Genomic DNA, 19,666 nt, shown 5'->3' on the forward strand with positions numbered 1-19,666 from the left:
GGTTTACTCCTATGCATCTATATAATCAGCGTAAACTGCATTTTCTGTTATAAAGTCTCTTCTTGGTTCAACTTCTGTTCCCATTAGGATTGAGAAGGTGTCATCAGCTTCTGCTAAGTCGTCGATATTTACCTTTAAAAGAAGTCTATTGTCTGGGTTCATTGTTGTTTCCCAAAGTTGTTCTGGGTCCATTTCTCCAAGACCCTTGTACCTCTTTATGTTTACCTTAGAGTCCTTGTATTCCTTTAGGGCAAGTCTAAGTTCCTTTTCATTGTGACAATATCTTAAAATCTTAGTTCCCTTTTCAATTCCATAAAGTGGAGCTTGGGCAACATAAACATGACCCTCTTCTATAAGTGGCTTCATGTATCTAAAGAAGAATGTGAGTAAAAGAGTCATAATGTGAGCACCGTCAACGTCGGCATCGGTCATGATTATGATCTTGTCATATCTTAATTTTTCTAAATCAAATTCTTCCCCAATACCTGTTCCAAAGGCTGTTATCATGGCACGAATTTCTGAAGAGTTTAGCATCCTATCAAGTCTTGCCTTTTCAACGTTCATAATCTTACCCCTAAGAGGTAGGATTGCTTGGTAGGCTGAGTCCCTGCCATCTTTGGCAGAACCACCAGCGGAATTACCTTCGACTAGGAAGATTTCATTTCTCTTTGGATCGTCGTTTTGACAATCTGCAAGCTTACCAGGTAGAGTCATAGACTCAAGATTATTTTTCTTTCTTGTTAAGTCTCTTGCCTTTCTAGCTGCTTCTCTTGCACGTCTTGCAGATAGGGCCTTATCTAGGATTTGTTTTCCAACTCTTGGATTTTCTTCCAAGAAAACTGCTAGGTCTTCAGATAAAACCGAGTCTACAATTCCTCTAGTTTCTGAATTTCCAAGTTTTCCCTTAGTTTGTCCTTCAAATTGTGGATCAGGTAGTTTTACACTTATAACTGCAGAAATACCTTCTCTTACGTCTTCACCAGATAGGTTTTCTTCCTTTTCCTTTATAATGTTATTTTTTCTACCATAATCATTTAGAGTTCTTGTTAGGGCTGACCTAAAACCTGATAGGTGGGTTCCACCCTCTTCAGTATTAATATTGTTTGCAAAAGAAAGCACAACTTCTGAATAGGAGTCTGTGTATTGAATAGCAATTTCAACTGCTGTCTCTTCCCTAATTTCATCTATGTAGATGATTTCATCATGTACTGGCTTTTTCTTTGCATTTATAAATTCAACAAAGGACTTGATTCCGCCTTCATAATGGAAGACTTCATTTAGGTCTTTTCTCTCATCTATAAATTCAATTTTTATTCCCTTATTTAGGAAGGCCATCTCCCTAAATCTCTTAGCTAAAACTTCGTCAGAAAATTCTACTGTTTCAAAGATTGTATCATCTGGTTCAAAGTAAATTGTTGTACCAGTTTCATCTGTGTTAGTTTCCCCAATAACTTCAAGGTCACTTTTTCTAATTCCTCTTGCGAATTCTTGTCTGTAGATTTTTCCATTTCTTTTTACAGTTGCAACTAATTTGTTGGAAAGGGCGTTAACTACAGATACACCAACACCGTGAAGTCCACCAGAAACCTTGTAGGCAGAGTTGTCAAACTTACCACCTGCGTGAAGGATTGTAAGTACAGTTTCTACTGTAGACTTTCCTGTTTGTGGATGGATATCAACTGGTATACCTGAACCATTATCAGTTATTTCAACGCTTCCATTCTTGTTTATTTTAATAATAATATGATCACATATACCGGCAAGAGCCTCGTCAATAGAGTTATCTACAATCTCATAAACTAAGTGGTGTAGACCTCTTGGTCCAGTAGATCCAATATACATACCCGGTCTTTTTCTAACGGGATCTAATCCTTCTAAGACCTGTATATCTGACGCGTCATAGTGTCTTTTATCCTTTGCCATTTTTTCTCCTATTCTTTTACAAAATTCTACCTTGGCTCACCCTATAAAAATTGGCATCAACAGATTTTAAAAATTCGTCTGCCTCAGTAGTGGTGATAAAGGTCTGTAAATCTTTTAGTGAATGTAATAAGTATCTACTTCTCTTTGAGTCAATTTCTGAAAATACATCGTCAAGTAAAAGTAGAGGCTTTGTTTTATATAAATCTCTTATGAGATCTGCTTCAGCTAATTTTAAACTCAAGACTATAGATCTTTGTTCTCCTTGAGACCCATAGGACTTAGATGAAAATTTATTTATCTTGAAGTCCAAGTCATCCCTGTGGGGACCAATTGTTGTATATCTTTTCTCAAGGTCCTTTGGGAGAGATTCTTTTAATATCCTCAAATAATTTTCCATAAGTTCTTCCTCATCAACAAAGACAGGAACTGTGGATAGGTAGGTTATATTTAAGTCGTCTCCCGATAAATTTTTATAATGTTTTTTGGCAATTTCGTTTAACTTCTTAATAGTCTTTAGCCTCATTATAATTATTTTTGTCCCATTTCTTACGATTTCTCTGTCATAGACATCTAATAGGTTTCTGTCCATGTTTATCTTGAGAAGTTTGTTTCTCTCGAAGAGGAGCCTCCTGTACTTGTACATATAAAAATCGTAATTCAGGTCAATATTTGAAAGCAAATCGTCTAAGAATTTTCTTCTTTCCTTGGGTGAATATTTTATTATATTTAGATCTTCAGGATTGAAAAGTACCACGAATCTTGATTTTCTGTATTCTTTAGTATTTACCTTGTCATCATTTATAAAAAGTTTTTTGTTTTCAAACTTTGAAATTTCAATCCTATAATCGTCCTTGTAGTCTTCTGTCATATATCTTGTAATGATGCTTGAGGAATTTTCATCTATATTAATAAGATCAAAATCCTTTAAGCTCCTAAAGGAAGTCGCCCTTATAGACATGTAAATAGATTCCAATAAGTTGGTCTTTCCCGAAGCATTAAGGCCGTAAAGGACATTTATATTTTCACCTGGAACAAAATCTAAACCCTTGTAATTTCTAAAATTAAAAAGTCTTAGATGCTTGAGTTTCATTTTTCACCAATTATAAAGTCATTTCCTTGGAAAGAAATTTTATCTCCCTTGTATAATTTTTTTCCTCTCCTAGTTTCTACTTCTCCATTAACCATAACTTCCCCTTCTTGAATTAGGGTCTTGGCAAGTCCACCTGATTCACAAAGGTTTGTTAACTTAAGGAAGGAGTCTAGTTTTATAAACTCAGTGTTTATTTTTATAGTTTCCATAATTACCCCGCAAGTCTTACTGGTAGGACAAGATATATATAGGAATCATTTTCTGCTTCTGTAATTATTAGTGGGTTTACTGAGTCAGTGAAATTAAGGACAATTTCTTCTGATTCAAGAATCTTAACTCCATCTAAAATATATCTTGAATTAAAAGCAATATCTAAACTTTCATCGTGTTCTGATGTCTTAACCTTTTCAAAAACATCTCCAATTTCGGAATTACTCTTTATATCAATGTAATTTTCCTTAACATTTAACTTTATTAGGTTAGCCCTGTCTTCTCTTGCAAGAAGAGATGCCCTTTCCACTGCAAGTTGGAATTCTCTTTTTGATACAGATGTAGAAATCTTGTGTTCATCTCTTAGAAGAGCACTGTAGCTAAAGAAGTCTCCACTTAATAAAGTTGAATAAAATACAGTATTATTGAATTTAAAGACAATATTATTTCTTGAAATATTTAACTTAAGATCTTCTTCATCATCAATAATCTTTACAAGTTCATTTAAGGATCTTGAAGGGATAATAATAGAATTTTCTATTCCAGTTTCCTTTTCAAGTCTTTGAATTGCCATCCTAAAACCATCTAATGCAACAAAATTAATGTAGCTTTTCTTTATATCCATTAGGACACCTGTAAAGACAATTCTAGATTCATCATTAGAAACCGCAAAAGTAGTCTTCTTTACAATATTTTTTAAGTCCTTTGCAGATATATCTATAGAAATATTTTCTTCTACCTTAGGTAGGTCAGGGTATTCATCAGCCTTTTGTGTGGATAAGTTAAATATTGAATCCCCACATTTAAGGTTCATCATGTAATTTTCTACATTTATATTTATAATGTCATTTTCAAGTTTTCTTATAATATCGCCAAAGAGTCTTGAATTTATTACTATATCGCCTTCTCTTTCAACAATGGCATTAAGTTCTGTCTTTATGCTTATTTCTGTATCAGTTGCAGTAAGAGTTAAGCTATTATTTTTAGCTGATATTTTTATACCTTCAAGTATTTGCATAGTCGTTCTTTGAGAAATTGCTTTTTGAACTATGGAAATATGTTTTGTCAGTTCTTTTCTGTTAACCTTTATTAGCATTTTTTCCTCCTAGAAAATAGTATATTAATTAGTAATAGTAGTAGGGCCTGTGGATTTGTTAATAAGTTCCCTAAACTTATGAGTTTCAATAAAATTTATTCTTGATAAGTTGTGGATAAGATTGACACTTATAAAAACTTATCAACAGCTAAGATTTAATCTCTTTTATTAAATTAGTAATCTCAATTTTAAATATAGGATCCTCTTCCAAATCCTTGCTTATTTTATCGTAGGCATGAATAACAGTAGAGTGGTCACGGCCTCCAAAGACATCACCTATCTTAGGAAGACTAAGATCAGTTAGTTCTCTTGTTATATACATGGCTATTTGTCTTGGATAGGCTATGGCCTTGGTCCTTTTTCTAGAATTAAAATCATCAAGATTTAGTCCGTATTTTTTAGCAACTTCTGCCTTAATGTATTCAGCAGTAATTTGTTTTTTTGCCTTAGTTTCGTAGATATCCCTAAGGACTATGGCAGCAGATTCAACGGAAATATCTGAATCTGTAAGCTTAGAATAGGCCATAACTCTGGATAATGCCCCTTCTAGCTCCCTAATGTTACTCCTTACATTCTCTGCTATAAAGGTCATTACCTCTTGAGATACCTCAAAACCTTCAGAATCTGCCTTTTTTCTCAAAATTGCAATCCTAGTTTCAAGGTCTGGTGGTCCAATATCTACTACAAGACCCCAGGCAAACCTAGAAATAAGCCTTTCTTCGAGACTCTTAATATCCTTAGGTGGTTTATCAGATGTTAGGACAATTTGCTTATTTTGCTCGTGGAGTTCATTAAAGGTATGGAAAAATTCTTCCTGAGTCCTGTCCTTGTCAGCTATAAACTGGATATCGTCAATTAGTAGAAGGTCAACCTTCCTGTACTTGTTTCTAAATTCTTCATTTTTATTAGTTTGGATTGAATTTATGAGCTCGTTGGTAAATTGCTCACTTGTCACGTATAAAATCTTCTTAGTAGGATCTTGTTCTAGTACAAAATGTCCAATTGCATGCATTAAATGGGTTTTTCCAAGTCCTACTCCTCCATAGATGAAGAGGGGATTTGAAAAGGCATTTTGCGGATTTTCGTAGTTTTCAGAGACTGCCAGAGCTGCTGCATGGGCAAATTCGTTGCTTTTACCCACTACAAAGGTTTCAAAGGTGTACTTTGGATTTAACCTTGAGATGCTTAAAAAATTCTTATTTATAAGGCCTGCAGGGTTCTGATCTGTTGCCTCGTCTTCTGAAATTATGCTTATATCAAAATCAATTCCCGTAATTTCTCTTAGAGCTTCACCTACAAGATCGAAGTGCCTCTTGTTATTTACGAGATAGTCCCTAATAAAGGGTGAAGGAACTGTTATGATGATTTTCTTTTCATCATAATCAATTGATTTTGGAAGCATTCTGGAAAACCAAGTGGAGTATGTAACTTGAGACATTGATTTCTTTTCAAGTTCTTTTAAGAAAGACTCCCACATAGTGGAAAGTTCCTTGTCCATATTTCCTCCTTATTAACAATTTTTATATTGTTGATAAATAACAGTTCATAATTTTATTTACAATTGTGAGTAAGTTTGTGGATAAGTAGATATAAACACTATAATTTTAGTAAAAATGTTGATAGCTTAGGATTAAAAAAGTGTTAATTACTAAATTTTAGAAAATAAAAATAAAACTATCAACATCTTATCAACAGATTGTTAATAACTTTATTTATAAACAAGTTTATTATTATCTACATATAAGTCACAATTATCCACATATATTTTAACAAATACCAGGGGACTTATCAACAAGAAGGCTTTGGAGGACTTTTTATTAATTTATAGGATTTTATATTTTGAAGCTGAAAATTTCATTTAATTGACTATATTACTTGACAAGACTAGGATTTGTAAATAAAATGATAAGGATAGAAAGAGGTGAGAATTTTGAAGAGAACTTATCAACCAAAAAACAAACAAAGAAAAAGAGAACACGGTTTTCGTGCAAGAATGAGAACTAGAGCAGGTAGAGCCGTAATTAAAGCAAGAAGAAGAAAGGGCAGAAAGAAACTTTCAGCTTAGGTTTTATAATGAAGGATTGTTATTTAAAAAAGAATAGTGAATTTCAAAGGGTTTATTCTAATAAGAAGATTTCTGGATCTAGATACATTACTCTTTTTACTGCTAAGAACAATAGGGACTATCCCAGGTTTGGTATAACTGCCACAAAAAAAGTTGGCAATGCAGTAAATAGAAATTTTATTAGAAGAAGATTAAAACACCTTTTAAGAGAGAATTCTCATAATATAAAGCCTGGATATGATTATGTATTCGTTGCAAAAAAGGATGCATGTGATTCAGACTTTAAGGACTTTAAGAATTCTTTTTTTTCTGTTTTAAAAAGACAAAAGAAGATGGTTAAATGAGTAAAATTTGTATGCTTTTAATAAGATTTTATCAAAGGTTTATCTCAACCTATCTTCTTCCAGGAAGACACTGTAGGTTTGAACCAACTTGTTCACAATACAGCTATGAAGCCTATGAGAAGTATGGATTTTTTAAGGGGACTTATTTGACTATAAGAAGAATCCTAAAATGTAATCCCTTCCACAAGGGCGGATACGATCCTCTCATTTAAATTGGAGGAAAATATTAATGCGATTAATTAGTACTATACTTGGTACTTTTGTTAAGTTCATCTATGATGGACTAGCAGCAATTATGCCACAAGAACCAGCTGCAATTTCATTTTTTGCACTTTCAATTATAATTGCAACAGTTATTATTAAGCTTTTGATTTTGCCACTAAATATTTCTCAAATGAAAAATCAAAAGAAGATGGCAAAACTTCAACCAGAGCTTAAAAAAATTCAAACGAAGTACAAAAACGACCCACAAACTTTGGCTGCAAAGCAACAAAAACTTTATAAGGACAACAACTATAATATGGTTGGAGGATGTCTTCCAATGGTACTTACTATGGTTGTCTTAATTGCCTTTTATAGGGTCTTTTTGAACCCACAAACCTTCGCTTTTACAGATCCAGGTTTTTACGAAGCCATGAACAAGAATTTCTTTTATATAAAGAATATTGATCATGCTGATAAAACTTTAATTATGCCAGTTATAGCGGCAGTTTCGACTTTCTTAGTATCTTTTATTACTACTAAGAACCCTGCAACTCAAGGAGCAGGAGCTGATCAAGCTAAGTCAATGATGTCTACTATGATGGTTGTAATGCCAATTTTAATTTTTTCAATGGCAAGAAAATATGCAGCAGGACTTGTAATTTATTGGATTGTTTCCAATATTTTTTCAATAGTTCAACAGCTCATAACTAATAAGATTGTAGAAGATGAAATTGAAGAAGTTGAGGTTAAGGACAAGTAATGAATTATGTAATTAAAACGTGTAAAACCGTAGATGAAGCAGTAAGAGAGGCTCTAAGTGAATTAAATATTACAAGAGACAATGCTGAGATTGAAGTCCTTGATGAAGGTCAAAAGGGTTTCTTAGGACTTATTGGTTCTAAGGATGCCACTGTTAAAGTTTGGCCTAAGGTGGACGAAACAAAAAGCATCTTAAATGAAATATTTAATGAAGAAATTGAACCAGAGACGAGCCAAGAAGTAGTTCATAACACTGATGATGAACTTGAATTTGAAAAAGAAGAAGTTTCCACAGATGAAGTTAGTATGGAAGAAGCCGTAAAGACGCTTGATGAAGAAAATGAAGAAATCATTGGCGCTGCAAGAGAATTCTTAGGCAAAATCCTTGAAACTCTTGAACTTGACAATATTGTGGAAATGGAATTAGAAGATAATACTCTAAATGTAAATATCAATGGAGATGAAAATAGACTTGGAATTTTAATTGGAAAAAGAGGTGTAACTCTTGATTCCATCCAATATATTTTAAACTTAATTGTTAATAAAAAATCTTCAAGATACATTAGGGTCAACCTTGACTCTAGTGGCTACAGGGATAAGAGAAAGAAGACTCTTGAAAGTCTTGCTGGCAAAATGGCCAACAAGGTAATAAAGACTGGTAGGTCCATTAAGCTTGAACCTATGAATTCTTACGAAAGAAAGATTATCCACACAGCTTTACAAGATTTTGAAGGAGTACTTACTCATTCAGAAGGAAAGGATCCTTTTAGAAAAGTAGTAATTCAAAAAGAGAGAAAATACTGATAGAGAGGGCTTTATTTTAAAAGCCTTCTTTTTTATTTGAACTAATTGTAGTAATATAATCTAAAAGGAATGATAAAATGGCAAATTTAAATGATACAATAGCTGCGATTTCTACTGCAATCGGTGAGGCCGGAATTGCAATAGTGAGAATGAGTGGCGATGATTCAGTTAATATAATAGATGAAATTTTTGTTTCTGCCAGTGGAAAAAAGATGGCAGAGGCAGAAAATAGGAAGTTTTTATACGGTCATATAGCCGATGGTGACAAGTTAATCGACGAGGTTTTAGTTGTTAAGATGAAGGGACCTCACTCCTATACTGCAGAGGATATAGTTGAGATACACTGCCACGGTGGTGTTGTATCTGTTAAAAGGATCTTAAACCTAATCTTGTCCAAGGGTGCAAGACTTGCAGAAAAGGGTGAATTTACTAAGAGGGGCTTCTTAAATGGAAGGATTGACTTAACTCAAGCTGAAGCTGTAATCGACATGATTAAGGCAAAGACTGATATATCTTTTGATATGGGCCTAAACCAATTGAGTGGTGCCTTAAGCGAAGTTTTAAATAAGCTAAAGGATGAACTTGTGTCTATGCAGGCCCTAATCGTAGCAAACATCGACTTTCCAGATGAGGATATAGAGGATGCTGCCTACCATGACTTAATGGAAAGGTCAGACAAAATCCTAGAAAAGATGGACAATCTCTTGGACAATTCAAAGAACTCAAGGCTCCTAAGAGATGGAATCAACACAGTTATTCTTGGAAAGCCAAATGTTGGCAAGTCTTCCCTATTAAATGGTCTTTTAAAATACGACAGGGCCATAGTTACAGATATTGCTGGAACAACTAGGGACATTATAGAAGACTATATTAACCTTGATGGGGTCCTATTAAAGATCACAGATACAGCTGGAATCAGGGAAACTGATGATGAAGTTGAAAAGATTGGTGTTAACATAGCAAGGGAAAAGCTAAAGGAAGCTGATCTTGTTATTGCAATCTTTGATATTTCTCGTGACTTTGATAAGGACGATGAGGAAATCTTAAATCTAATAAAGGACAAGAAGCACATCACTATTTTAAACAAGGATGACTTGGACCAAAAGATTTCTGATGAAGAAATTGAAAAATATTTCAAAGATAATTATTTAAGACTTTCAGTAATGGAAAATGAGTCAGTTAAAAAGATAGAAAACTTAATTATAGACCTCTTCTTTGATGGAGAACTTCAAATCTCTTCTGATTCAATACTTTCCAACATAAGACATATAAATGCCTTAAAGGAAGCTAAAAAAGCTCTTCTCGAGGTAAATGAGAGCCTAAAGGAAAAAGTCTTTTTAGACTTAATCGAAGTTGACCTAGAAAATGTCATAAGTCACATTTCTGAAATAACAGGAACAATTACAACAGAAGATATTTTAGACAGGGTATTTTCTGATTTTTGTATAGGAAAGTAGGTAAAGATGTCAGAAGTTAAATATTATGAAGCAGGAGACTTTGACACAGTAGTTATTGGAGCAGGCCATGCCGGCAGTGAAGCTGCCCTTGCCTCTGCAAGACTTGGTGCAAAGACCCTCTTATTATGTATAAATTTAGATTCAGTTGCACAACTTAGCTGCAACCCAAATATTGGGGGTACTGGAAAGGGACACTTAGTTCGTGAAATTGACGCTCTTGGTGGAGAAATGGCAAAAAACATTGATAAGACCTTTATCCAATCCAAGATGCTAAACACTTCCAAGGGACCTGCAGTTCACTCACTTAGGGTTCAAGCTGACAAGAGAAAATATCACGATGAAATGAAGAGGGTTCTTGAAAATGAAGAAAATCTTTATCTTGTGGAAGATGAGGCCATAAGAATCTTAAAAGAAGGTAACAAGGTAACAGGTGTACTCACAAGAAATGGCTCAAAATACAACACTAAAGCTGTTGTAATTTGTAGTGGAACCTACCTTAGGGCAAGAATTTTTATGGGAGAAGTTAACTTTTCTTCAGGGCCTTCAGGTTTTGGACCTGCCAACCACCTTTCTTCAAGCTTGGAAGAAGACTTTGGAATGAAACTTCAAAGACTTAAAACTGGTACACCAGCAAGAGTCTTAAGAAAGTCTATAGACTTTTCTGTAATGACAGAACAAACTGGAGATGAGGAAATAATACCTTTCTCCTTCCTAAATATAGATAAGAAATATGATATTCACCAAGAACTTTGTTATTTAACTTATACTACTAAGAAGTGTCATGAAATTATAAGAAACAACATTGAAAGATCTGCCCTAGCTCTTGGAGATATTGAAGGAAAGGGACCAAGATACTGTCCTTCAATTGAAGACAAGGTTATGAGATTTGCAGACAGGGATTCTCACCAAGTATTCATTGAACCAGAGGGACTTACAACTGATGAGATGTACATCCAAGGTGTTTCATCCTCCCTACCTGTTGAAGTTCAACATGAATTTTACAAGGAAATAATTGGGATGGAAAACTGCAAGATTCTAAGACCAGCTTATGCCATAGAATATGATGCTATTGATGCAACTCTTCTAAAGAGAAGTCTTGAACACATGGACTATGAAGGTCTCTTCTTTGCAGGCCAAATCAATGGGTCTAGTGGATATGAAGAAGCTGGAGCCCAAGGTATTGTTGCAGGTATTAACGCTGCCCTAAAGGTTCAAGGGAAGGATCCTTTTATCCTAGATAGGTCTGAAGCCTACATTGGAGTCCTAATTGATGACCTTGTAACTAAGGGAACTCGTGAACCTTATAGGATGATGACTTCAAGGGCTGAGTACAGACTAACTCTTAGACAAGATAATGCCGACCTAAGATTGACAGAAAAAGGAAGACAAATTGGCCTTGTTGATGATGAAAGATACCAAGGATATCTTTACAGGAAGAAGGCTATTGAGGATGAAATAAAGAGAATTAAGAAGATCCAAATCAATCCAACAGCTGAGAACAACAAAATCTTGGAATCTCTTGGATCTACTGAAACTCAAAACTCATTTAGTCTTTATGAAATGATAAAGAGACCTGAGCTTGATTACAAGAAGCTAGCAGTATTTGACCCAGATAGGCCTCTTGTCCGTGACGATGTTATAAGAAATATTGAAATCGAAATAAAGTACGAAGGATATATCAAGAAGCAAGAAATCCAAATTAAACAGTTTAAGAAACTTGAAAACAAAAAGCTTGACAAGAATATAGATTATAAGTCTATAGAGGGTCTAAGAATAGAAGCAAAAGAAAAGCTATCTGACATTAGGCCAGAATCAATTGGTCAAGCATTGAGAATTACTGGAGTTTCACCAGCTGATATAAATGTCCTTCTTATCCACCTAGAACAAATGAGGAGAAAAAATGTTAGTTGATTATTTCAAGGACTACGACCTTGATAAAAAAAATATTGACAAGTATGAAAGATACAAAAAGCTAATCCTGGACTATAACCAACACACAAATCTAACTAGGATTACTGAAGATGATGAGTTTAACGTAAAGCACTTCTTGGACTGCCTTAGCCTATTAAAAACTGGAAAATTTAATGGATGTGAAAAAATAATAGATATAGGAACAGGAGCAGGATTCCCTGGAATTCCCTTAAAGCTCTACAACGAAGAACTTGATGTTACCCTATTAGATTCTCTAAGAAAGAGGATTGACTTCCTAGATGGAGTTATTGAGGACTTGGGACTTGAAAATATTAGGGCAATCCACGCAAGAGCAGAAGAAATTGCAAGAACAGATGAGTATAGAGAACAATTCGACCTTGCTGTATCAAGGGCTGTTGCCAACCTTTCAACTCTTGCAGAATATGCCATGGGCTTTGTAAAAGTTGGAGGATACTTTATATCTCAAAAGGGTCCAGAGTACAAGGAAGAAATTAAAAATGCCAAGAGGGCAATTGAGGTCATGGGTGGAGAGGTCGAAGATGTAATTCATACTCCCCTTCCTAATGACATCGACCACTATATAATAATGATAAAAAAGGTTAAAACTACCGACAAAAAGTATCCAAGAGGTGGAGGCAAACCAAGGAAGTCTCCTCTGTAAGCTTGTCATATACACATTTTTAAAGATTTAAAACTATTAAAAACTAAGAGGCTCCACGTGGAGCCTCTTTTCTTTGCAGATTTTTTGCATAGATAAAATAAAAATGCTCTACGTAGAGCACAAAATTATTTATAATAAATGCTCCACGTAGAGCATGTAAGTCTAAAAAATAAAAAATAAAATTAAGCAAAAAATTTATATCTTATAACTACTACATCTTTAAATTGAATCTTAAACATGATACTATTGATAGTATAGAAATGAGGTAAGAATATGTCTCTTGTAATTACAGTTTTTAATCAAAAAGGTGGAGTCGGAAAGAGCACCACAGTAATAAATTTAAGTTCAGCATTGGCACTAAGAGGCAAAAAAACTCTTATTGTGGATATGGATCCACAGGGAAATGCCACATCGGGCCTTGGACTATATGAATTTGACAACATGATATATGACTTTCTTATAGATGAAGAGGAAGACTCCATATATCCAACTGGTTTTTCAAAACTTGATATAATCCCATCAAATTCTGAGTTTGCAGGGGTTGAGATCGAATTGGCAACCCACAAAGACTGGCAGTTTAAGCTAAAAAAGATGATAGATAAGGTCAAGGATAATTATGATTTTGTAATTATTGATTCGCCACCATCTCTTGGGATTTTATCCATGATGTCTCTTGTAGCAAGTGACAAAATTTTGGTTCCAGTCCAATGTGAATATTATGCACTTGAAGGCGTAACTCAACTTATGGATACTATGACCCTTGTCAGGGAAAACTTCAATCCAGACCTAAGTCTATTAGGTGTTGTAATGTGCATGTTTGATGGAAGGACCAACCTGTCAAATCAAGTGGTAGAAGAAATCCAAAAACACTTTGACAACAAGGTCTTTAAGACCTTTATACCAAGAAATGTAAGATTGGCAGAAGCTCCAAGCTATGGCATGAATATATATGACTACGACAGCAGTTCTAAGGGGGCTAAGGCTTACTCAGACCTTGCCAAGGAAGTAATAGGTGAGATAAATGACTAAGAAAAAAGGGCTTGGAAGGGGAATTGGTAACTTCCTAAACTCTAGTGAAAAGATAAGAGAAGTTATAGAAGAAGAACGCTCCAAGCTGATGGAAATCAGTATTGAAGATATTGTTGCTAATGAGGGTCAACCAAGAAAGAACTTTGACCAAGAAGAATTAAAAGACTTGGCATCGTCTATAAAGAAGTATGGAATTATACAACCACTTCTATTAAAGAAAAAAGAGGATAAGTATGAAATTATAGCTGGTGAAAGAAGGTTTAGAGCCGCAAGACTTGCAGGCCTAGAGAGGGTTCCTGCTATAGTAAAAGATATTTCTGATGACGAATCCTCAAGGATAGCAATTATAGAAAATATCCAAAGAAAGGACCTAAACCCAGTTGAAGAAGCCATGAGTTATAGACATCTACTGGATTCTCAAGACCTAACTCAAAAGGAACTTGCAGATGAAATTGGAAAGTCTAGACAATACATTGGTAATACAATTAGGCTCCTAAATCTTGATCCAAGAGTTTTAAAACTACTTGAAGAAGAAAAAATTTCCACATCTCATGGAAAGAAACTTCTTTCTATAAAAGATGGCGACAAACAATATAAGGAAGCTATGAGGATAATCAAGGACTCCTTACCTGTTAATGACAATAAGAAGACAGTGAAAACACCTAGAGTCCAAGAAAAAGAAGATATATTCCTAGTAGATATGAGAACCAAGGTGGAAAGAACCCTTGGAACTAAGGTAAACTTCAAAAAGAGAGGCAAGGTAGGTAAAATCGAAATAGAATACTATGGAGAAGAAGACCTATCTAGGATCCTTGATTTAATATTAGCTAGAGAGTTGGATTAAATATGAAGAGATTTTATACAACCTACCTAGTATCTGCCTTTTCAGATAGGGCCTTTATGGGAAATTCTACAGGCGTAGTCATCGATGATGGTAGACTTACAGACCTTGAGATGAAAAATATTGCAAGGGATATAAATCAATCTGTTGTAGTTTTTGTTAGAAGTCTTGATAGGGATAGGTACTTAACAAGATTTTTCACACCTGAGGGAGAAATAAATCTTTGTGGTCATGCAACAATTGCAACTTTTTATGCCCTTGCAGAAAATGAATACATTATGTCCATGGAAGAAGGAATAAAAAAGATTATCCAACACACAAAAATTGGAAAAATCCCAGTGGAACTCGAATACAAGGATTCTAAGATTCAAAATGTTCATATGAATTTAAATGTTGAATTGAGGGAAAAATACGAAGCTCCAGAAGGCGTTTTAAGAGCTTTAAACTTGAGCCTTGATGATATAGGTCTAGATATAAAAGAAAACCTCAATATGGAAAGAATATCCATGGGGACTTGTGACATCCTTGTTCCAGTGAAAAATGAGAAGATTTTATCCTCTATAAAATTAAACAGGGATGAGGCCTTAAGGATTTCAAGAGAAGAGGAAATAATTTCAATCCATGCCTTCACGACTGAAGATGGAAAAGAGGTCAAACAAAGGACCTTCTCCCCAATTATTGGTGTTGATGAAGAATTTGGAAGTGGAACATCAACTGCAGCCACTATGCACTACTTAAAGGCAAATGACATTGCTGTCACAGACTCAATCTACGCCACCCAAGGAGATTATATTGGAAGAGTTTCAAGGGTTCTAACTAGCCTAGGCGAAGGCGAAAATAAGGTGAGGGTCGGAGGCAGGGCCTATGTATTTATGAATGGAGTTATATATTTATAATGGGAAGAAGACAGAAAAAATCAAATAGATCTAAGCTGGTTCTGGTAATATTTTTTGCAGTCCTAGTCTTTTTTGGAGGCAGTCTAGTATCTTCTAGGAACAAGATTGTAGATATAAATCCAAGAGATATTGATTATATTGAGATAATAGGTTTTAAGACTGATAACATGAAGACTATTAAGGACAGAAAAACAGTTACAAAGATCGCAAAGGACTTAAACAGCCTAAGGGGTAAGCAAGCAAACAAGGATACAAATGGAGAAATTGCCAACTACATCAATGTTTACTTCACAAGTGGCAACAAGATTTCCTTTGTTAAGACAGGACTGACAATTAGGGTCAATAATATTTATTACAATATAAATTCTAGACATTCTAGGATGATTGATGAAATAATAGAAAAGTTTGGAAGATAAACCTGGTGAGCAGAGGCTCACTGGGTTTTTTATTTGTTCATTTACTGTCGATAAAAGATTAAAAAATTTCTGTGGATAGAATTAAATTAAGAAAGTCATATGTTGATAAAATTAAAAATTAAAAAAATAGGATAAATAAAAAAGTTTGTAAAACTAGATAATATCAACAGATGTAGATAAGATAGAGAAATTGTGGATAAAAAACCAAGAAAAAATCGAAAAAACAATAAAAAACATGACTAAAACCCGACTTATCCACAAAAAAGGACCCGACCGAAGTCGAGTCCAATTTATATTACATAGTCTTTTTGTCAGCTGGTAGGAAAGAATCCACAATACCAAGTATAAGAGCACCAACGATAGCGCCAATAACTGATACAGTAAATCCATCAACAATCTTACCTGTGATAAATAAAATTACTGCAGCAACAACAAATCCAACTGCACCTCTACCGAATGGTGAAGCGTCAATTCCTGTGAACTTATTAATTGCCCAGTCCAAAATTCCTATTACAATTGCTGCCATAATAGCAGCAGAATAACCGTCTGTTTGAATTCCAATGGAAAGTGCAGAAGTTAGTAAAATAGCTAATCCACTTACCAATACTTTAATAACTAATTTAATCATATATTATTCCTCCTTAATTTATGTATAACCAAGATTGCAAAAAATTAAACAAATTTTACTCCTATGCAATAAATATGTGGTATAAATAAAGAAGGAGGTAGGTATGAAGCACGTAAAAATAGAGATATTTATCCCTAGAGAGGACAGCAGAAAGTTAATAGACAAGATAAATGAAGCTGGATATTTAAAAGAAGAAAACTATGATTACTGTTACGCAGAAACATATGTACTAGGTCATTTTAGACCAATTGAAGGTGCAAATCCCTATATTGGAAGCCTAAATAAAATAGAAGAAGTCCAAGAATCAAAGTTGGAATTTAGGATAAGAAGGGAAGATCTTGAAGAGACTATGAGGATAATAAAAGAAAATCACCCCTATGAAGTCCCTGTTATTAATGTAATTGAACTTATAGACTTAGACTAGAGATAAGTGAGATATCAAAGAATTTTATTTAAAGTATTTTGCGACAAAATTTTTATTTAATATGAAACCAAAGAAGTTCTTATATGATTTAATAAAAGAGATTTCTAAAAAAATAAAAAACTCCAAAGCCTCTAATATAAAGACTTTGGAGTTTAATAATTTGGCGTCCACGAGAGGAGTCGAACCTCCGGCCCCACGCTTAGGAGGCGTGTGCTCTATCCTACTGAGCTACGTAGACCTATAAAACAATTGTATATAAATAAGGAAGAAGTGTCAATATTTAATGACACTTCTTTTATTTTGAACTTGTAATCTTAGGCGGCCTTCTCAATATTTACAAAAATTTCTTCAAAGACTCTCTTGAATTTATTGATTATGCCCTTTTCATAAACCTTGTCCTTAACAATTAAGTCACTTTCAAAAACTAATTTATCACCCTTGTAGAAGGAAATTTTTCCAACAGATGAACCTGCCTCAAGGGGAGCCTTTAGGTCATCCTTGATCTCCACCCTTTCCCTGTATTTATCATTTGACTTGGAAAGTATGTAGCCAATTTCCTTTTGATAAACAGGTATGTTTTCATCTTGAGAATGTAGGACTTCTATGGTCCTTACTTCCTTTTCTGTGTCTCCTATTGCATTGTAGCCGTAGTCTTCAAAGCCCTTAGTAATAAGTCTTTTGCAGGCAACAAATCTTTCAAAGTCAGAGTTGGAACCTGTTGTTATCCCAATGAGCCTCATGTCCTTAGATTTTTCATCTACTCCCTTTTCGAGACCAGTTAAGATTACGCACCTACCTGCTGCATTGGTGTAACCTGTCTTTAGGCCGTCAACTTCTGGGACAATCCCGAGGACTGGGTTGGTGTTGTATTCTATGAAGTTCCTTCCAGGGTCTTCTAACTTAGCTATAGTAGTGTATTTTAAAATTTCTGGATGAAACTTAATAAGTTCTGATGCTAACATAAACATTTCCCTAGTTGTCATCTTGTTGTAGTCAAGAATTTCATAGTTAGTAAGTCCAGTTGGGTTTACCATTAGGGCATTTTTAAGTCCCAGGTCATGGCACTTGTCGTTCATCATCTTGACGAAGGCATCGGTAGAGCCTGCCACGTGCTTGCCAAGGGCTGTGATTGCATCGTTGCCTGATACAACCATGGAGGCTTCAATTAGTTTTTCCACTGTTACCTTATCGCCTTCCTTTAACTTAAAGGAAGATCCAGTTAGGGCTGCGGCTTCCTTGTCTATTTCAACTTCGTCATTAAGAGAGATTTTCCCCTCTTGAATTTTATCTAAGACAACAAAAATAGAAACCAATTTAGAAGTTGATGCCATGGCACGAATCTCGTCAAGGTTGTAGCCTTCTAAGATCTGACCAGACTTGTAGTCTCCCAATAAGTAGGACTTTGTTAGCCCTTCTAGGGGAATATCTTCTAACTTTTTAATCTTTTCTGCCTCATAAAGGTTGGCCTTTTGGACACCTTGTTTTGTTGGGACCAAAAAGTCTTGATTTCTAATTGTATTTGGATCAATTTCTTTTTCTTCAGCATTTGTAGATGCGGCGTCTAGGACATTTGTACTAGCTGCCGGCTTATTATCAGCTTGTAACTTAGTGCTTTCTGCCAAGACATTCATTGGGGCAGAAAAAATCATAAGTCCAAGAGATAAATATAGAAGTAATTTCTTCATTTTGCACCTCGGGAAATATTGTATCAAATTATAAATAAATTGTAAATTAAGAGAGGCCTATAAGCTTGGATAAAAGTCCTAATTTATGGGAAACTGTTACCATTGTAAAGGCAATATGTTATAATGAAATTTGTAAATTAAAAAAATAAATCTATGAGGGGATTATAATGGATAAACAAAAAATTGAACAAGCTGTAGAAATGATCATCGAAGCGATTGGAGAAGATAAAAATAGAGAAGGTCTATTAGAAACTCCAGCAAGAGTTGCAAGGATGTATGAAGAAATTTTTGCAGGACTTGGAAAAACAGCTGAAGAGCACCTTTCAAAAACTTTTGAAATAACAGAAGACAATATAGTTGTTGTAAAGGACATAGACTTTTACTCCATGTGCGAACACCACTTCCTACCATTTTATGGAAAGGCCCACATCGCCTACATTCCAAATGAAAAGGTAGCAGGTCTTTCAAAACTTGCAAGAACAGTGGAAACTTATGCTAAAAAGCCACAATTACAAGAAAGACTTAGTATCGAAATCGCCGATGCTATGATGAAGTATCTTGAACCAAAGGGAGTTCTTGTAGTCATAGAAGCAGAGCACATGTGTATGAATATGAGAGGGGTTAAAAAACCTGGATCAAAGACTGTGACATCAGTAGCTAGAGGAGTTTTAGAAACTGACGAAAAACAAAAACAAGAAGCCTTTAGACTTATTGAATTTTAATGAAAAATACAGACATAATTCTTAAGAGTAAAATCTACAATGACTATTTAAATGAACTTGAATATCTTGAGAGAGACAGGTTCTTTTGCAGGCACAACTATGAGCACTTTGTGTCTGTTGCAAGGATTTGCTACATCTTGAAACTAGAAGAAGATGTAGATGTAGACAAGGACATGATTTATTCAACTGCCCTCCTCCACGACTTGGGGAGGGTCCTTGAGATAAAAGAAGGGATAAACCACGCAATTGCCTCAGTTGACCTTGCAAGAGAAATATTAAAGCTTACAGATTTTTCTAAAGAAGAAAAAGAAAGAATCCTAAATTGCATTGGGGCCCACAGGAGTAAGGACCTGGCAGAAGATGAGTTTTTCAACATCTTCTACAGGGCAGACAAACTGTCAAGGCCTTGCTTTAGGTGTCCTGCCTACAAGGAATGCAATTGGGACTTCAATAAGAAAAATCACACAATAAATTATTGAT

Annotated in this window: 22 protein-coding genes and 1 tRNA gene; 15 read left to right on the forward strand and 8 right to left on the reverse strand. The window is 34.7% G+C overall.

Annotation, left to right across the window (positions count from 1 at the left end):
* Positions 1-9: 9 nt before the first annotated feature.
* The 5 genes from gyrB to dnaA all read right to left on the reverse strand — a co-directional run bounded on the left by gyrB (position 10) and on the right by dnaA (position 5,817).
* Positions 10-1,923 (reverse strand): DNA topoisomerase (ATP-hydrolyzing) subunit B, encoded by a 1,914-nt coding sequence (gyrB, locus tag M9426_RS04570; RefSeq protein ID WP_005955350.1) that lies wholly within the window; start codon positions 1,921-1,923, stop codon positions 10-12.
* A gap of 16 nt (positions 1,924-1,939) precedes the next feature.
* Positions 1,940-3,013: a DNA replication/repair protein RecF gene (recF, locus tag M9426_RS04575; RefSeq protein WP_005955176.1), complete on the reverse strand. Its 1,074-nt coding sequence runs from the start codon at positions 3,011-3,013 to the stop codon at positions 1,940-1,942.
* Positions 3,010-3,222: a S4 domain-containing protein YaaA gene (gene yaaA / locus M9426_RS04580; protein WP_005955359.1), complete on the reverse strand. Its 213-nt coding sequence runs from the start codon at positions 3,220-3,222 to the stop codon at positions 3,010-3,012. The genes recF and yaaA overlap by 4 nt, the downstream gene beginning before the upstream one ends.
* Before the next feature lie 2 nt (positions 3,223-3,224).
* Positions 3,225-4,319: a DNA polymerase III subunit beta gene (gene dnaN, locus M9426_RS04585; protein WP_005955101.1), complete on the reverse strand. Its 1,095-nt coding sequence runs from the start codon at positions 4,317-4,319 to the stop codon at positions 3,225-3,227.
* Positions 4,320-4,467: 148 nt separating this feature from the next.
* Positions 4,468-5,817 carry a chromosomal replication initiator protein DnaA gene (dnaA, locus tag M9426_RS04590; RefSeq protein ID WP_005955332.1) on the reverse strand — a complete coding sequence of 450 codons (1,350 nt, stop codon included), beginning with the start codon at positions 5,815-5,817 and terminating at the stop codon, positions 4,468-4,470.
* A 432-nt stretch (positions 5,818-6,249) separates the two neighbouring features.
* Between dnaA and rpmH the strand changes: the two genes are divergently transcribed.
* The 12 genes from rpmH (at position 6,250) to M9426_RS04650 (ending at position 15,727) form a co-directional block, all read left to right on the forward strand.
* Positions 6,250-6,384, forward strand: coding sequence for a 50S ribosomal protein L34 (gene rpmH, locus M9426_RS04595; RefSeq protein WP_005955298.1), 135 nt, complete (start codon positions 6,250-6,252; stop codon positions 6,382-6,384).
* An 8-nt stretch (positions 6,385-6,392) separates the two neighbouring features.
* Complete coding sequence (rnpA, locus tag M9426_RS04600) at positions 6,393-6,728, forward strand: ribonuclease P protein component (protein ID WP_005955125.1); 336 nt, start codon at positions 6,393-6,395, stop codon at positions 6,726-6,728.
* Entirely contained in the window at positions 6,725-6,940 is a 216-nt protein-coding gene (yidD, locus tag M9426_RS04605) for a membrane protein insertion efficiency factor YidD (RefSeq protein ID WP_005955401.1), read from the forward strand. Before rnpA ends, yidD begins: the two co-directional genes overlap by 4 nt.
* Positions 6,941-6,957: 17 nt before the next feature.
* The gene (locus M9426_RS04610; protein ID WP_005955167.1) at positions 6,958-7,692 is read left to right on the forward strand and encodes a YidC/Oxa1 family membrane protein insertase; all 735 of its coding nucleotides are present in this window, start codon (positions 6,958-6,960) and stop codon (positions 7,690-7,692) included.
* Complete coding sequence (gene jag / locus M9426_RS04615; RefSeq protein ID WP_250341463.1) at positions 7,692-8,495, forward strand: RNA-binding cell elongation regulator Jag/EloR; 804 nt, start codon at positions 7,692-7,694, stop codon at positions 8,493-8,495. The genes M9426_RS04610 and jag overlap by 1 nt, the downstream gene beginning before the upstream one ends.
* A gap of 77 nt (positions 8,496-8,572) precedes the next feature.
* The gene (gene mnmE, locus M9426_RS04620; protein ID WP_250341464.1) at positions 8,573-9,952 is read left to right on the forward strand and encodes a tRNA uridine-5-carboxymethylaminomethyl(34) synthesis GTPase MnmE; all 1,380 of its coding nucleotides are present in this window, start codon (positions 8,573-8,575) and stop codon (positions 9,950-9,952) included.
* Positions 9,953-9,958: 6 nt separating this feature from the next.
* Complete coding sequence (gene mnmG / locus M9426_RS04625; protein WP_250341465.1) at positions 9,959-11,863, forward strand: tRNA uridine-5-carboxymethylaminomethyl(34) synthesis enzyme MnmG; 1,905 nt, start codon at positions 9,959-9,961, stop codon at positions 11,861-11,863.
* Entirely contained in the window at positions 11,853-12,545 is a 693-nt protein-coding gene (gene rsmG / locus M9426_RS04630) for a 16S rRNA (guanine(527)-N(7))-methyltransferase RsmG (RefSeq protein WP_250341466.1), read from the forward strand. The genes mnmG and rsmG overlap by 11 nt, the downstream gene beginning before the upstream one ends.
* Positions 12,546-12,818: 273 nt before the next feature.
* Entirely contained in the window at positions 12,819-13,574 is a 756-nt protein-coding gene (locus M9426_RS04635; protein WP_005955187.1) for a ParA family protein, read from the forward strand.
* Positions 13,567-14,418, forward strand: a complete 852-nt coding sequence (locus M9426_RS04640) for a ParB/RepB/Spo0J family partition protein (protein WP_005955308.1) — start codon at positions 13,567-13,569, stop codon at positions 14,416-14,418. Before M9426_RS04635 ends, M9426_RS04640 begins: the two co-directional genes overlap by 8 nt.
* A 2-nt stretch (positions 14,419-14,420) precedes the next feature.
* Positions 14,421-15,311: a PhzF family protein gene (locus tag M9426_RS04645; RefSeq protein ID WP_250341467.1), complete on the forward strand. Its 891-nt coding sequence runs from the start codon at positions 14,421-14,423 to the stop codon at positions 15,309-15,311.
* On the forward strand, positions 15,311-15,727 hold the full coding sequence (locus tag M9426_RS04650; protein ID WP_005955222.1) for a hypothetical protein: 417 nt from the start codon (positions 15,311-15,313) through the stop codon (positions 15,725-15,727). Before M9426_RS04645 ends, M9426_RS04650 begins: the two co-directional genes overlap by 1 nt.
* Positions 15,728-16,022: 295 nt before the next feature.
* Here M9426_RS04650 and M9426_RS04655 read toward each other — a convergent pair whose 3' ends face one another.
* Positions 16,023-16,355, reverse strand: a complete 333-nt coding sequence (locus M9426_RS04655; protein ID WP_195445215.1) for a phage holin family protein — start codon at positions 16,353-16,355, stop codon at positions 16,023-16,025.
* 103 nt (positions 16,356-16,458) lie between these two features.
* Here M9426_RS04655 and cutA point away from each other — a divergent pair, with 103 nt between their 5' ends.
* Positions 16,459-16,779, forward strand: coding sequence for a divalent cation tolerance protein CutA (gene cutA / locus M9426_RS04660; protein ID WP_195445214.1), 321 nt, complete (start codon positions 16,459-16,461; stop codon positions 16,777-16,779).
* A 161-nt stretch (positions 16,780-16,940) separates the two neighbouring features.
* On the opposite strand, the gene M9426_RS04665 is transcribed toward cutA, so the two are convergent.
* Positions 16,941-17,017, reverse strand: a tRNA-Arg gene (locus M9426_RS04665).
* Positions 17,018-17,093: 76 nt separating this feature from the next.
* Positions 17,094-18,464, reverse strand: a complete 1,371-nt coding sequence (locus M9426_RS04670) for a D-alanyl-D-alanine carboxypeptidase family protein (RefSeq protein ID WP_250341468.1) — start codon at positions 18,462-18,464, stop codon at positions 17,094-17,096.
* A 167-nt stretch (positions 18,465-18,631) separates the two neighbouring features.
* Between M9426_RS04670 and folE the strand changes: the two genes are divergently transcribed.
* Both folE and M9426_RS04680 read left to right on the forward strand, forming a co-directional pair.
* On the forward strand, positions 18,632-19,186 hold the full coding sequence (gene folE, locus M9426_RS04675) for a GTP cyclohydrolase I FolE (protein WP_005955071.1): 555 nt from the start codon (positions 18,632-18,634) through the stop codon (positions 19,184-19,186).
* Complete coding sequence (locus tag M9426_RS04680) at positions 19,186-19,665, forward strand: HD domain-containing protein (RefSeq protein WP_148464949.1); 480 nt, start codon at positions 19,186-19,188, stop codon at positions 19,663-19,665. Before folE ends, M9426_RS04680 begins: the two co-directional genes overlap by 1 nt.
* The last annotated feature ends 1 nt before the right edge of the window (position 19,666 follow it).

The sequence above is a fragment of the Peptoniphilus genitalis genome, assembly GCF_023614525.1.
Taxonomy (GTDB): Bacteria; Bacillota; Clostridia; order Tissierellales; family Peptoniphilaceae; genus Peptoniphilus_A; species Peptoniphilus_A genitalis.

Coding starts and splice junctions, on each gene's coding strand:
- yidD (WP_005955401.1), top strand. CDS start 6,725: ATGAGTAAAATTTGTATGCTTTTAATAAGATTTTATCAAAGGTTTATC.
- gyrB (WP_005955350.1), bottom strand. CDS start 1,923: ATGGCAAAGGATAAAAGACACTATGACGCGTCAGATATACAGGTCTTA.
- rsmG (WP_250341466.1), top strand. CDS start 11,853: ATGTTAGTTGATTATTTCAAGGACTACGACCTTGATAAAAAAAATATT.
- jag (WP_250341463.1), top strand. CDS start 7,692: ATGAATTATGTAATTAAAACGTGTAAAACCGTAGATGAAGCAGTAAGA.
- folE (WP_005955071.1), top strand. CDS start 18,632: ATGGATAAACAAAAAATTGAACAAGCTGTAGAAATGATCATCGAAGCG.
- yaaA (WP_005955359.1), bottom strand. CDS start 3,222: ATGGAAACTATAAAAATAAACACTGAGTTTATAAAACTAGACTCCTTC.
- M9426_RS04650 (WP_005955222.1), top strand. CDS start 15,311: ATGGGAAGAAGACAGAAAAAATCAAATAGATCTAAGCTGGTTCTGGTA.
- dnaA (WP_005955332.1), bottom strand. CDS start 5,817: ATGGACAAGGAACTTTCCACTATGTGGGAGTCTTTCTTAAAAGAACTT.
- M9426_RS04655 (WP_195445215.1), bottom strand. CDS start 16,355: ATGATTAAATTAGTTATTAAAGTATTGGTAAGTGGATTAGCTATTTTA.
- M9426_RS04635 (WP_005955187.1), top strand. CDS start 12,819: ATGTCTCTTGTAATTACAGTTTTTAATCAAAAAGGTGGAGTCGGAAAG.
- M9426_RS04670 (WP_250341468.1), bottom strand. CDS start 18,464: ATGAAGAAATTACTTCTATATTTATCTCTTGGACTTATGATTTTTTCT.
- recF (WP_005955176.1), bottom strand. CDS start 3,013: ATGAAACTCAAGCATCTAAGACTTTTTAATTTTAGAAATTACAAGGGT.
- cutA (WP_195445214.1), top strand. CDS start 16,459: ATGAAGCACGTAAAAATAGAGATATTTATCCCTAGAGAGGACAGCAGA.
- mnmG (WP_250341465.1), top strand. CDS start 9,959: ATGTCAGAAGTTAAATATTATGAAGCAGGAGACTTTGACACAGTAGTT.
- M9426_RS04680 (WP_148464949.1), top strand. CDS start 19,186: ATGAAAAATACAGACATAATTCTTAAGAGTAAAATCTACAATGACTAT.
- M9426_RS04645 (WP_250341467.1), top strand. CDS start 14,421: ATGAAGAGATTTTATACAACCTACCTAGTATCTGCCTTTTCAGATAGG.
- M9426_RS04640 (WP_005955308.1), top strand. CDS start 13,567: ATGACTAAGAAAAAAGGGCTTGGAAGGGGAATTGGTAACTTCCTAAAC.
- M9426_RS04610 (WP_005955167.1), top strand. CDS start 6,958: ATGCGATTAATTAGTACTATACTTGGTACTTTTGTTAAGTTCATCTAT.
- dnaN (WP_005955101.1), bottom strand. CDS start 4,319: ATGCTAATAAAGGTTAACAGAAAAGAACTGACAAAACATATTTCCATA.
- mnmE (WP_250341464.1), top strand. CDS start 8,573: ATGGCAAATTTAAATGATACAATAGCTGCGATTTCTACTGCAATCGGT.
- rnpA (WP_005955125.1), top strand. CDS start 6,393: ATGAAGGATTGTTATTTAAAAAAGAATAGTGAATTTCAAAGGGTTTAT.